This window comes from Flagellimonas maritima, assembly GCF_003269425.1.
In the GTDB taxonomy this organism is placed as follows: Bacteria; Bacteroidota; Bacteroidia; order Flavobacteriales; family Flavobacteriaceae; genus Flagellimonas; species Flagellimonas maritima.
The window spans coordinates 1,165,537-1,178,648 of sequence record NZ_CP030104.1 but is presented as its reverse complement, the minus strand read 5'-3'; the positions used below and the strand labels follow the sequence as shown (position 1 = coordinate 1,178,648).

The window sequence follows — 13,112 nt, the reverse complement described above, 5'->3', positions numbered from 1 at the left end:
ACATTAAGGTTGGTTAGTTGCCATTATGCCTTACTGGCGGTATTTTTATATACCAATGCAATTACAACTCCTATTATACCGTAAAAAATAACCTCTACAACTCCATTTACCAGTGCTGCTGTTAAATCTGAAAGTCCCATGACCGCGTAGTTTAAAAGTCCTAGTCCAAATCCCGTAAATACACCTATCCAGGCACCATAAGTAAAGCCGTCCCCAACACTGTGATAGCCACGGGCCCATTTACCATAAATGGTACTCAATACAAAAGCTGCGATAAGATTACTTCCGGCAATCAGTCCCATATTCATTTGCTCGTTCATAACACTTTTTACAGTATGTGCTTCAAAAAATTCGGCAAGTAAAAATTCCCAAATTCCATATCCCAGTAAAAACATGGTAAAAAATGCAGCAAGTGTAGCTAATAAATTAGATTTTGAAAACATAATAATTGGTTTATTGGTTGTTGAATCGATAAATGTATTAAATAAATTTTATCAAATTGTCAAAAATTTATATTAAAAAATGATAATCAATTTGTTTTATTAAAATTTTGATATTGAATACGTATCACCTTAAATTAATTTCAGATTCATTTGCAAGTTGTATTTTTAGCATTGAAAAAATCTTCACTATGAAAAAAAGTTTACCATTTGCAATACTGACAGTTTTCTTGATAAACAGTTGTAATATGATAGATTCTAAAACTTTGGTTATTGGGCATAGGGGAGCTATGGGGCATGAAACTGAAAATACATTGGCTTCGGTACAAAAAGCAATGGATTTGGGGGTGGATATGATAGAAATAGATGTATTTAAAATATCAAGTGGTGAGATTGTGGTTTTTCATGACGAGCGTGTAGAAAGACTCTCCAACAGTGGAGGGCTAATCGAAGAGTACAATATCTTTGATGTGAATAAACTGATCCTGAATGGAAATCATAAAATACCTATGCTGCAAGATGTCTTAAAATTGATCGATAACCAAGTTGCATTGAATATTGAGCTAAAAGGTGGCAATACAGCAGAAAAGGTAAATTTTATCGTGGAAAACTATGTGGACAAAAAAGGTTGGACTTTAGATAATTTCATTATCTCCAGCTTTAAGTGGGATGAGCTTAGGAAAATGCGAAAATTCAACCAAAATATTAAAATAGCCATACTTACAGAAGAAGACCCGATTGATGCAATTCCTATTGCCAAAGAATTGAACGCCGTTGCCATCAATCCATTCTTTGAATCACTTACCGAAGAGAATATCAATAGAATACAGTCAGAAGGATTAAAAGTATACACATGGACCGTCAATGAAACTGAGGATATTCAAAAAATGAAAAATTTTGGGGTCGACGGAATCATTACTAATTACCCTGAGCGGGCACATTAATGTTTGATGTTATCATAGTAGGTGGCGGTGCCGCTGGATTCTATGCAGCGATCCAAATTGCAGAAAAATCCCCAGAACTAAAAATCGCCATTTTTGAAAGAGGTAAAAGCTTGCTCTCCAAAGTAAAGGTTTCTGGGGGAGGTCGATGTAATGTCACCCATGGAGAATTCTCTGCCCATGAATTGGTTGCTAATTATCCAAGAGGCAAAAAAGAACTTTTGGGGCCTTTTTATACACACGCTCCTATGGATGTTATGGCCTTTTTTGAAGAAAGGGGAGTTCCTCTAAAAATAGAATCTGATGGCCGTATTTTTCCAAAAAGTAATTCATCACAGTCAATAATAGATTGTTTTCTGTCAGAAACTGAGCGTCTTGGAATCAAAATTTTGAAAAACAGTGCGGTAAAGCATTTTGAAAAAATAGAAAACGGCGGAGGATGGCAAGTAACCACCATGAACAAGAACTACAGTTGTAGGATACTTATTTTAGCAACGGGGAGCAACCCTAAAATCTGGAAACAGTTGGAATCTATAGGACATACTATCATTGCACCCGTGCCTTCACTTTTTACTTTTAATATAACAGATGAAAGAATAAAAGGAATACAAGGGATTAGCGCTTATGCTACTGCTATGATTCCTCCCAAAAAAATTTTTTCATCGAAAATCAATGTAAAGATAAAAAGTGGCATAAAGCAAGAACCAATTTTAGAGTCCGATGGTCCAGTGCTTATAACACATTGGGGACTGAGCGGTCCCGCAATTTTAAAGCTTTCAGCATGGGGGGCCAATATTTTACACGATTACAACTATAATTTTAGGATTGACATCAATTGGAAACCAGAGTATACCACGGAATCTATGTATCTTTTTTTACAGGAAGTAAAAGAAGTTGAGGCCAAAAAAACCATACCTAAAACGAACGCGGTGGATTTGCCTAGAAGGCTTTGGTTAAATTTGGTAAAAGCTGCTGAAATAGATAAAGATTTAAAATGGGCCAATATTACAAATGAAAAGCTTAAAAATCTGGCCACGCAACTTACTTCTTGCTCATTTAGGGTGGAGGGCAAAAGTACATTTAAGGAAGAATTTGTTACTGCAGGGGGAATAGACCTAAAGGAAATCAACTTCAAAACTTTTGAAAGCAAAATTCACCCAAATCTCTATTTTGCCGGAGAAATAATAAATGTAGATGCCATAACGGGAGGATTCAATTTTCAGAATGCATGGACCGGTGCATATATTGCAGCGCAGGCAATCACTTCTAATCAATCAGCTTAAAAGCATTGCGATTCCAGCAGCTATAGTAGCACCTAATATTGGTCCTACAACAGGAATCCAAGAATATCCCCAACCGTTTGAACCTTTATTTTTAATGGGTACTAGGGCATGTATGATTCTAGGTCCTAAATCCCGAGCGGGATTTATTGCATATCCCGTAGTGCCGCCCAATGACAAACCAATTCCCCAAACAATCAAGGCAACCGGCAAAGCGCCCAGAGACCCAAGACCAATTATACTATTATCCTTAGAGGAAACTGCATCGGTAAAATAAAGCACTGCAAATACCAGAACAAAAGTGCCCAAAACTTCCGTAAGAAGATTCAAGGCTATATTGGGAATTGCCGGGGCATTACAAAAAACACCTCTTTTGGTATTACCATCTTCAGTAGCATCAAAATGGTCTTTGTTCATAAGCCATACGAAAAAAGCACCGAGCATCGCACCTATAAATTGAGCCAAAATATAAGGAGCGATCATAGGGATTGAAAATTCTCCAGCAACTGCCAAACCAATGGTAACTGCTGGATTAAGATGTGCTCCACTATACGGTCCTGCAACAACAACACCCGTATATACCGCAAAAGCCCATCCCGTGGTAATTACAATCCATCCAGAACCATTTCCGTAAGTTTTGTTCAGAGAGACGTTGGCATTAACACCGCATCCTAACAAAATAAGTAGAAAAGTGCCAACTATTTCTGCAATAAAAGGTGTCATGGTTGATTTGTTTAAAGGTTAAAGGTTAAAGGTTAAAGGTTAAAGGTTAAAGGTTAAAGGTTAAGGGTTAATGTTAAAGGTCAAAGGTCAACCGTCTCGGTCATCAGTCAACTACTTTCGTGTCCAGTGCTCCAGAGCTTCAATGGCTCTATACCATCCTTTTATTCCTTTTTCAATTGGTTCCCTTTCTTTTGATGGATTAAAGTGTATATCAGTCTGCCATATATCCTGTATTTCTTCTTGATTTTTCCAATAACCTACTGCAAGCCCAGCCAAGTAGGCAGCACCCATAACAGTTGTTTCCACTATTTTTGGACGAACGGTCACAGTGTTCAAAACATCGGCCTGAAATTGCATAAGCATATTATTTACCGTAGCACCTCCGTCTACCCTAAGTTCTTTTATTGAAATTCCTGAATCTGCTTCCATCGCTTTTAAGATATCCATGGTTTGATAGGCTATGGATTCCAGCGCTGCCCTGGCAATGTGTGCATCTGTACTGCCCCGAGTAAGCCCAAAAATTGTTCCTTGCGCATGTTGGTTCCAATGCGGAGCTCCCAACCCGGCAAAAGCAGGTACAAAATAAACACCTTCCGTACTGTCCACTGAACTTGCCAATCTTTCTACTTCGGAGGAGGTCTTTATAATTTTTAAACTATCTCGAAGCCATTGCACAACGGCACCGGCAATAAAGATGCTACCTTCGAGTGCATAATGTGTCTTTCCATTTATTTTCCATGCCACAGTGGTCAACAAGTTGTTTTTGGATACAATGGGTTTTTCGCCAATATTCATGAGCATAAAACAACCAGTGCCATATGTGTTCTTTACCATACCTTGCTTAGTGCACATTTGTCCAAAAAGTGCTGCCTGTTGGTCACCGGCGATTCCGGCGATTGGAATTTTGGCAGCAAAAAAATTAGGGCTGGTCTGCCCATAGACCTCACTGGACTGTTTCACCTCTGGCAACATACTTTTTGGAATGGTAAAAAGGTCCAAAAGTTGGTCGTCCCATTCCATGGAATTAATATTGAAAAGTAATGACCGTGAAGCATTCGTAACATCGGTAATATGCAAATTTCCCTCTGTCATTTTCCAAATAAGCCAAGTGTCAATTGTACCTAGAACCAAATCGCCTGCCTCAGCTTTTTTGCGCGCGCCTTCTACGTTATCAAGAATCCACTTTACCTTTGTGCCTGAGAAATAGGAATCGATAACTAAACCTGTCTTCTCACGAATCATTTCCGATTTCCCCTCCTTTTTTAATTCATCACAATAATCTGCAGTTCGTTTATCCTGCCACACAATGGCATTATATATGGGCTCTCCAGTATTTCTATCCCAAACCACAACGGTCTCGCGTTGGTTTGTAATTCCAATGGCCGCTATCTGTTCTCCTTTTAACCCTTTTTTACTCACGGCCTCAGCGGCTATACCAGCTTGTGTAGCCCAGATTTCATCGGCATCATGTTCTACCCACCCCGGCTTTGGGAAAATCTGGGTAAACTCTTTTTGGGCTACGGAGATTATTGCTCCCTTTTTATCAAAAACTACAGCTCTGGAGCTTGTGGTGCCTTGATCCAAGGCAAGGATATACTGATTCATTCTGTTGATTTATTGCGTTTGAATTTACTAAAATAAATCGTAGTAGTTTTATTCCCCGGAATTATTGACCATGAAAACATATATTGCCCTACTTAGAGGAATCAATGTTGGCGGCCAAAAAAAGATTGGGATGGCCGATCTAAGACAGACTTTGGAAAAAGCAAGTCTACAAAATGTTGAAACCTATATACAAAGTGGTAATGTGGTTTTTAAAAGTGAAGAAACCGATATGGATTTTCTCCAAAAAGTTATTCATGATGCTATCTTAAGCAGCTTTGGATTTGATGTGCCAACTTTGGTGACGACGGGCGAAAATTTAAAAAATGTTTTAAGTATAAATCCCTTTTTAGGCCGGGCGGAAGAAAATAAGCTATATTTTGCCTTCCTCAAAAAACCGCCGGTCAATCAGTTAATCGAAGAATTCAATAAAGAACAATTTATCAATGAAGAATTTTACATAAAGGATACATGCGTCTTTTTATATTGTAAAACAGGCTATGGAAAAGCAAAATTGAACAATAATTTGATAGAGCGAAAACTCAAAGTTGAAGCAACTACACGTAACTTGAACACAATACAAAAGTTGATTGCGATAGCCTGTAAAAGCAATAATTAAATATTAATAGGGCTAATTGGATAAATACGTATAATTTCAGCTATCTATTAAATGGAGAACCAGAACAGGGTAATTTTCTAAACTGTCAGCTCGAGCGCAGTCGAGAACGCATAACTTTTAAAATTGGGCTTCGACTGCGCTCAGCCTGAAATTATTGACGTAAACTTAATTTTAGTTAAGTAACTATCTACTGACTTCTAAAAATCAATTTAACTCCCAAATTTTATAGTTCAAGATTGTAGCAAAACCCACCCACAAAAGGTAGGGTACAAGAAGTATTGCCGCAGTTTTACTCACGATATTGAACCATTTTATGGTCAATATTATTAAAGTAAACAAAATTAGAATGACCACTAGCGCCATTAAAGGATTCTTAAGTCCAAAGAATACAATACTCCATAAAGCATTGAACAATAATTGAAACCCAAAATGATATAATGCTGTTTTTACCCAAATGTGATGAACCCCTTTGGACCATACAATCCCTGCAGAAATCCCCATTAAAATATACAGGACCGTCCAAACTGGGGCGAATAACCAATTAGGAGGATTAAAACTGGGCTTGTTCAATGTTAGAAACCAATCGTTTACAGAACTCTGGGTAGCAAAGCTGGAAAGAAAGCCAATTAGAATACAAATAATGACGGCTATAGCGATATAAATAATTTTTTTCTTCATGATCAGTGCAATTCCCCCTAAAATAAGAATTTATTTATACCTATTTCCTGTATCGTTACCTGCATTCTTATATTTGCCCAAACATTTTTAATGACTGAAAAAGACTTTCTGCCCAGTGCATGCGAAGAACTGCCATTATCAGGAAAAGTAACTTGGAAAGTTCCCAGTAATATTGCATTGGTAAAATATTGGGGAAAAAGGGCAGATCAGATTCCTGCCAATCCCTCTATAAGTTTTACGTTGGATGCAAGCGCCACAACAACTTCGCTTTCTTATGAAAAAAGTGAGCTTGGTAGTTCAAAATTTTCTTTTGAATTGTTTTTTGAAGGGAAATCCAAGGAAGACTTTAAACCGAAGATCCAGACTTTTTTTGAACGGGTAGAAAAGTACCTTCCCTTTTTAAAATCCTATCACTTTAAAATCGAGACATCAAACTCTTTTCCGCACAGTAGTGGCATAGCATCTTCGGCAAGTGGAATGGCAGCCTTGTCTTTATGTTTGATGGACATTGAAAAGAAAATGAACCCAACCATGGATGCCATCTTTTTTAAGAGAAAAGCTTCGTTTTTGGCACGTTTGGGTTCTGGTAGTGCAAGTAGAAGTATTGAAGGTGACTTGATCCAATGGGGAAGACATTATTCAATTAATGAAAGTTCGGATTTGTATGGAATACAATACCCCTATAAAGTTGATTCTGTTTTTAAAAATTTTCATGATACTATCTTATTGGTACACAAAGGGCAAAAAAAAGTTAGTAGCTCGGTTGGTCATAATTTAATGCACGACCATCCTTATGCTGAAAGACGTTTTGCCCAGGCCCACGAAAATTTGGATAAGCTCAAAACAATTTTTGAAGAAGGAAATTTAAATAGGTTTATAGATATTGTTGAAAGCGAGGCACTCACCTTACATGCGATGATGATGACCAGCATGCCTTACTTTATTTTGATGAAACCGGATACTTTGGAAATCATCAATAAAATTTGGGAGTATAGAGCGCTGACCAAGGTACCAGTATGTTTTACGTTGGATGCCGGTGCCAATGTCCATGTATTGTATCCTGAATCCGTAAAAGAGAAAGTTATTCAATTTATTCAAGATGAATTAGTTGTGCATTGTGAGAAGGGACATTATATTTGTGACCGCATAGGAAATGGTGCAAAAAAATTATATTGATACAACCCGTTCAAATACACCAAATAGTGATTCTGAACGTAGAAAAATGCAATTAACTGAAAGTTTTAAGCTAATAAGACCAATAATGTTTATCTTTATTTCGTTTAGCGTTAAACAAATTGAGTTATATTCCTAAACCTCATATGAAAGGACCGCTATTTTACTCTAAAATTCTACTTTTTGGCGAGTATGGAATTATCAAAGATTCCAAAGGCCTTTCCATTCCATATAATTTTTTTAAAGGTGCTTTAAAAACCGATGATAACCTTTCGGACGAAGCTAAAAAATCAAATGACAGTTTAAAGGAATATGTTGGTTATTTAAGAAAATTGGAACAAAAAGAACAAAGTTTGGTTTCTTTTGATTTACAAACTCTTGAAGCGGACGTGGCAAACGGAATGTATTTTGACAGTTCCATTCCACAAGGATATGGTATTGGCAGTAGCGGAGCTTTGGTTGCTGCAATATATGACAAGTACGCTACGGACAAAATAACGGTTTTAGAGAACCTTACCCGCGAAAAACTTTTGAAGCTCAAGAAGATATTTGGTAAAATGGAGTCCTTTTTCCACGGAAAATCTTCTGGCCTCGACCCTTTGAACAGCTATTTAAGCCTGCCCATTTTAATAAATTCAAAGGACAATATAGAATCCACTATCATTCCTTCACAGAACAAGGAAGGTAAAGGCGCAGTATTTTTGTTGGATAGTGGCATTACGGGAGAGACGGCACCCATGGTCCAGATTTTTATGGAAAAAATGAAGCAGGAAGGATTCCGTAGTATGATCAAAAATCAATTCATAAAACACACGGATGCCTGCGTAGAGGATTTTTTAAATGGCAATGTAAAATCCCTGTTCGGTAACCTAAAAGAACTTTCCCACGTGGTCTTTGACAACTTTAAGCCCATGATACCATCCAAATTTCACCAACTTTGGCAGAAAGGCATAGAGACCAATGATTATTACTTAAAACTTTGTGGATCGGGGGGCGGGGGCTACATTTTGGGCTTTACCCAAGATTTGGAAAAAGCTAAAAAATCCCTTCAGGGACATAATCTGGAAGTGGTCTACAACTTCTAATCCCATCACATGCTCAATAGAAAAAATAAACTACTGCTGTTTAAGCTGTTGAGTTTATTTTCCGTAGTTAGGGGATACAATATTTTAATGATTACCCTTGCTCAATATTTGGCTTCCATTTATATACTATCGCCAGACTTACCACTGCACGATGTAATTTTGGATTTTAATCTTTTCTTGATAGTAACGGCATCAGCCCTTGTCATTGCAAGCGGATATATCATCAATAATTTTTACGATGCCGAAAAGGACCTGATCAATAAACCAACAAAAAGCATGTTGGACAGATTGGTGAGCCAACGTTTTAAACTGACAACATATTTTATTCTCAATTTTTTAGCGGTGATAGCTGCAAGTTATATATCGTTCAGGGCCGTTTTTTTCTTCTCCGCATACATTTTTGGAATATGGCTGTACTCCCATAAACTAAAACGTATCCCTTTTATAGGGAATTTGGTTTCATCTTCCTTGGCCATTGCTCCGTTTTTTGTGGTTTTTGTTTACTACGCCAACTTTCAAACAGTAATTTTTGTCCATGCGCTTTTTCTTTTCCTATTGATATTGGCTCGGGAAATGATAAAGGATTTGGAGAATATGGCCGGTGATATGGCTCAAAACTATAAAACCATTCCAATTTTATATGGAACCAACATTTCAAAGTTGATTATTGGTCTGTTGATTGTGCTAACACTTATTCCTTCGCTCCTGTTGATAAACATTTTTGATATTGGCTATATGTATATATTCTTTTTGGCATGTATCGGTCTATTATTGCTTTTCATTATTTTGTTATGGAGAGCCAACGGCAAAAAACACTATGTCTGGCTGCACAATATTTTAAAATTTATCATTGTTGCCGGCGTTTTCAGTATTTTACTGATTGATATTGATTTGGTCTTAAATCGAATTTTGTAATGGAGAACTACCTAAAAGTTGCCATGGCGCAGATAGCCCCGGTCTGGTTGGACAAACGTGCGACTTTACAAAAAATAGAAGCTTCAATATTGGAAGCGGTCATGGAAAAGGCCGAGCTTATTATTTTTGGTGAAGCTTTTTTACCGGGATACCCCTTCTGGTTGGCACATACCGAAGGTGCTGCATGGGATTTAAAAGTAAATAAGGAACTTCATGCGCATTATGTTAGAAACTCGATTCAGATTGAAGCAGGAGAGTTGGATACAATTTGCAATCTTGCCAAAGAACATACGATAGCCATTTACTTGGGAATCATGGAACGTGCAAAGGACAGGGGAGGACATAGCATCTACTGTTCCCTCATCTATATCAATGAAAATGGAGTAATAAAATCGGTACACCGTAAATTGCAGCCTACTTATGATGAACGTTTGACCTGGGCACCTGGGGATGGCAATGGCCTACAGGTACATCCATTAAAGCAATTCACCGTTGGCGGACTCAATTGTTGGGAAAATTGGATGCCACTTCCCCGAGCTGCCCTATATGGACAGGGTGAAAATCTACATATAGCCGTTTGGCCTGGTGGATTGCACAATACAAAAGACATTACCCGATTTATTGCCAGGGAATCAAGAAGCTTTGTAGTTTCGGTTTCTTCGTTGATGCGAACATCCGATTTTCCAAAAACTACCCCACATTTGGATAAGATCTTGGAAAAAGCCCCTAAAGTTTTGGCCAATGGTGGTTCTGCCATTGCGGGCCCCAACGGCGAGTGGTTGGTAGAACCCATAGTGGATAAAGAAGGATTGATTTATCAAACGCTGGATTTTAACCGTGTATACGAAGAACGCCAGAATTTTGACCCCGTAGGCCATTATGCAAGACCGGATGTTACCAAGTTGCTGGTGAACCGAGAACGGCAATCTACGGTTGAGTTTGAAGGTGAATAGCTAGTCTGGATTTTTGTAAGAATACTTATCAGTTAGTGTAAAATGTGTTTTAACGCGTTTTTACACAATGTTATAAACCGTTTTAATATTTCTTATCACTAGTAAAAACCTTATTTAAGTGTGATATTTCCTTGACTTCTTTAGGTCGAATGTCGACATGTGAAAAATAGGTTTGCGTATTTGGCGCCCAGTCAAAATAGGTTCCAGCAGTTCGAGTTTTCATTTCTTCAGATTGCTCTTTTTTTAATTGAAGCTTTTGTTCAAATATAATTTTTGGTTTATCATTAACTGGCTCGATAAAAACTTGTAGTAAATAGTCACCCGTTAAAAATGAATATTCTTCTCCGTCCTTGGGCAGCAAAAAATGATGATTACAAGCAATACCATTTTTACCTACAAAAAGGCCGCTTCCTCGAACTAGTCCATTGTCGTCATAAACCCAAACGTTGAAATTTTGCACAGATTCACCACGTTGCAATCGAATAAACATATTTTGAATATATTGTCCTTTATCTGATGTGCTATAAAGTAAAGTCCTTATAAATACTTTATTGTGCTTTTCTCCACCACCGTCTGGTCCGAAAAATATAATTGTTGGTTTTGTCATTTTTACAACACCTTTTTTCAGTCTTGTCAACCAAAAAGTGAGCCCAGAAATTGTCAATGCCGCTATTGAAATTATGATGCTTATGTAGTTCATTTTATTTTCTTATAATGACTTATGACTATAAGGATATGAATTGCTTTTAAAGATTTATACCCATCGATAAGTGAAGTTCGCGAAATTTAATATAAAAATCTAGTTGTAATCGACGGATTTAATTTATCAATTGATGAATAGGCTATGTATCGCTCAAAAGATTTTTAAGAAATCAAAATGAGCTACCTTTGCAAAAAATTTAATGACTGATGGCGAAATCAGACTATAACCGAAAAGGTAAACCTTCCAATAGAACGACTGGCGGAGATAAGAAAAAGCAATATTCCAAAAGTTACAACCTTGCAAGAAAAAAGGCTGCCCCACCAAAAAACACCAACCCCAACGAAATACGTTTAAATCGTTACATAGCCAATGCGGGCATCTGTTCGCGTAGGGAAGCGGATACCTATATTGCGGCGGGCAACGTATCCGTAAACGGAAAAGTAGTCACGGAAATGGGCTATAAAGTTCAGCTGACCGATGATGTGCGTTTTGACGGTAGAAAGCTAAACCCCGAAAAGAAAGAATATATACTCCTCAACAAACCCAAAAATTTTATCACCACGACCAATGATGAAAAGGGTAGGCGCACAGTAATGGAGCTCGTTTCCAGTGCTTCCAAATCCCGTTTGTTGCCGGTAGGCCGATTGGACAGGAACACGACAGGACTTTTGGTGTTTACCAATGATGGCGATATGACGAAAAAATTGACGCATCCCAAACACGGGGTACGGAAAATCTACCATGTTCACTTGGACAAAAATCTGGCCCTATCCGACTTACGTAAAATTCAAGAGGGGTTGGAATTGGAAGATGGCAAGGTGCAGGTAGATGACGTAAGTTATATACAGGGCGCACCAAAAAAAGAGGTTGGCATTGAAATTCATAGTGGTCGCAACCGCATTGTCCGTAGGATTTTTGAGCATTTGAATTATAATGTAATCAAACTGGACAGGGTAGTTTTTGCCGGACTTACCAAAAAGGACCTTCCGCGTGGACATTGGCGACATTTAACAGAGCAAGAGGTGATTAATTTGGGAATGATAAAATAATTATTGATATAAGAACTTTGAAAAATCCATTTACTGGCTTATTTCAATAACGACATTCCCTCTTTTATGCCCTTGATCTACGTATTCATGTGCACTCACAATATCTTCAAGTTGATAGCATGAGTCAATGAATGGTTTTAGTTTTTCTTTTTCTGCCAATTCCTTTAATCTTAAAAGGTGTTCCCTTTTTTCTTTGGTCAACATTTTAACAGAAATAAAAACACCGTCCTTTTTCAGAACTTTTTTTGCTTTTGATTTGGTTGTTTTTCCAACAGCATCAAAAACAATATCAAATTTCCCGTTGAACAACGTATAATCTTCTTTTTTATAATCGATTACTTTAACAGCGCCTAGTGATTTTATCATGTTTATGTTTGAAGTACCGCATACACCTGTAACAGATGCGCCAAAATATTTTGCAACCTGTACGGCATAGCTCCCAACGCTTCCAGATGCCCCATAGATCAATACGTTCTTGCCTTCTGAAATTTTTGCTTTTTCCAATAGAAAAAGAGCGGTCATACTTCCAATGGGCAAAGCGGCAGCTTCTTTAAAATTAAGGTTTGTTGGCTTTAAATCAATGACGCCATGTTTCCATTGCTCGGGCAAGCAAGTAAATTCTGCATAAGAACCTGAATTTTGCATTGTAGTAGTGCCAAAAACTTCATCACCTATTTTAAACTTTGTAGCATTTCTTCCTTTTCCTTCAATTATTCCTGAAAACTCATGGCCAAGAATCTTTTTCTTGGGCTTAAACAACCCGAATATCAATCTTGCGGGAAGCCAAAATAGTGGAGGAAAATCCGAACTGCGAAGCCTCACATCTCCAGAAGTAACTGTAGCTGCAAAAATTTTTATGAGAACCTCATTATCTTTTGGTGTTGGCTTATCAATCTCTTTTAATTCAAGAACATCTGGAGCACCATACTTTTTGTATATAACTGCCTTCAT

14 protein-coding genes are annotated in these 13,112 nt (G+C 37.6%); 8 read left to right on the top strand and 6 right to left on the bottom strand.

All coding sequences use genetic code 11. From position 1 onward, the window contains the following. Positions 1-23: 23 nt before the first annotated feature. Entirely contained in the window at positions 24-443 is a 420-nt protein-coding gene (locus HME9304_RS05175) for a hypothetical protein (RefSeq protein WP_112377566.1), read from the bottom strand. A gap of 245 nt (positions 444-688) precedes the next feature. On the opposite strand from HME9304_RS05175, the gene HME9304_RS05170 reads away from it, so the two are divergent. Both HME9304_RS05170 and HME9304_RS05165 read left to right on the top strand, forming a co-directional pair. Next, positions 689-1,384, top strand: coding sequence for a glycerophosphodiester phosphodiesterase (locus HME9304_RS05170; protein ID WP_112379731.1), 696 nt, complete (start codon positions 689-691; stop codon positions 1,382-1,384). Then, positions 1,384-2,664, top strand: coding sequence for a BaiN/RdsA family NAD(P)/FAD-dependent oxidoreductase (locus tag HME9304_RS05165; RefSeq protein WP_112377565.1), 1,281 nt, complete (start codon positions 1,384-1,386; stop codon positions 2,662-2,664). Before HME9304_RS05170 ends, HME9304_RS05165 begins: the two co-directional genes overlap by 1 nt. Here HME9304_RS05165 and HME9304_RS05160 read toward each other — a convergent pair. Continuing rightward, a complete protein-coding gene (locus HME9304_RS05160; protein WP_112377564.1) occupies positions 2,656-3,384 on the bottom strand; it encodes an MIP/aquaporin family protein in 729 nt (242 codons plus the stop codon). The two genes, HME9304_RS05165 and HME9304_RS05160, sit on opposite strands and share 9 nt — an antisense overlap. 111 nt (positions 3,385-3,495) lie before the next feature. Further along, the gene (glpK, locus tag HME9304_RS05155) at positions 3,496-4,989 is read right to left on the bottom strand and encodes a glycerol kinase GlpK (RefSeq protein ID WP_112377563.1); all 1,494 of its coding nucleotides are present in this window, start codon (positions 4,987-4,989) and stop codon (positions 3,496-3,498) included. A 70-nt stretch (positions 4,990-5,059) separates the two neighbouring features. Between glpK and HME9304_RS05150 the strand changes: the two genes are divergently transcribed. Continuing rightward, entirely contained in the window at positions 5,060-5,605 is a 546-nt protein-coding gene (locus HME9304_RS05150) for a DUF1697 domain-containing protein (RefSeq protein ID WP_112377562.1), read from the top strand. 204 nt (positions 5,606-5,809) lie between these two features. On the opposite strand, the gene HME9304_RS05145 is transcribed toward HME9304_RS05150, so the two are convergent. Further along, positions 5,810-6,283 (bottom strand): TspO/MBR family protein, encoded by a 474-nt coding sequence (locus HME9304_RS05145; RefSeq protein ID WP_112377561.1) that lies wholly within the window; start codon positions 6,281-6,283, stop codon positions 5,810-5,812. Between the two features lie 90 nt (positions 6,284-6,373). Here HME9304_RS05145 and HME9304_RS05140 point away from each other — a divergent pair, with 90 nt between their 5' ends. From HME9304_RS05140 to HME9304_RS05125, 4 genes are all read left to right on the top strand, one after another. Further along, positions 6,374-7,459, top strand: a complete 1,086-nt coding sequence (locus HME9304_RS05140) for a diphosphomevalonate decarboxylase (protein ID WP_112377560.1) — start codon at positions 6,374-6,376, stop codon at positions 7,457-7,459. Between the two features lie 143 nt (positions 7,460-7,602). Further along, entirely contained in the window at positions 7,603-8,541 is a 939-nt protein-coding gene (locus HME9304_RS05135) for a mevalonate kinase family protein (RefSeq protein WP_112377559.1), read from the top strand. A gap of 9 nt (positions 8,542-8,550) precedes the next feature. After that, complete coding sequence (locus HME9304_RS05130) at positions 8,551-9,456, top strand: geranylgeranylglycerol-phosphate geranylgeranyltransferase (RefSeq protein WP_112377558.1); 906 nt, start codon at positions 8,551-8,553, stop codon at positions 9,454-9,456. Next, on the top strand, positions 9,456-10,409 hold the full coding sequence (locus HME9304_RS05125) for a carbon-nitrogen hydrolase family protein (protein WP_112377557.1): 954 nt from the start codon (positions 9,456-9,458) through the stop codon (positions 10,407-10,409). Before HME9304_RS05130 ends, HME9304_RS05125 begins: the two co-directional genes overlap by 1 nt. Before the next feature lie 82 nt (positions 10,410-10,491). Here HME9304_RS05125 and HME9304_RS05120 read toward each other — a convergent pair whose 3' ends face one another. After that, on the bottom strand, positions 10,492-11,109 hold the full coding sequence (locus HME9304_RS05120; RefSeq protein WP_206170499.1) for a hypothetical protein: 618 nt from the start codon (positions 11,107-11,109) through the stop codon (positions 10,492-10,494). Positions 11,110-11,318: 209 nt separating this feature from the next. Between HME9304_RS05120 and HME9304_RS05115 the strand changes: the two genes are divergently transcribed. Beyond that, complete coding sequence (locus HME9304_RS05115) at positions 11,319-12,161, top strand: pseudouridine synthase (RefSeq protein WP_112377556.1); 843 nt, start codon at positions 11,319-11,321, stop codon at positions 12,159-12,161. Positions 12,162-12,191: 30 nt separating this feature from the next. Here HME9304_RS05115 and HME9304_RS05110 read toward each other — a convergent pair whose 3' ends face one another. Beyond that, a complete protein-coding gene (locus HME9304_RS05110) occupies positions 12,192-13,112 on the bottom strand; it encodes an NAD(P)-dependent alcohol dehydrogenase (protein WP_112377555.1) in 921 nt (306 codons plus the stop codon).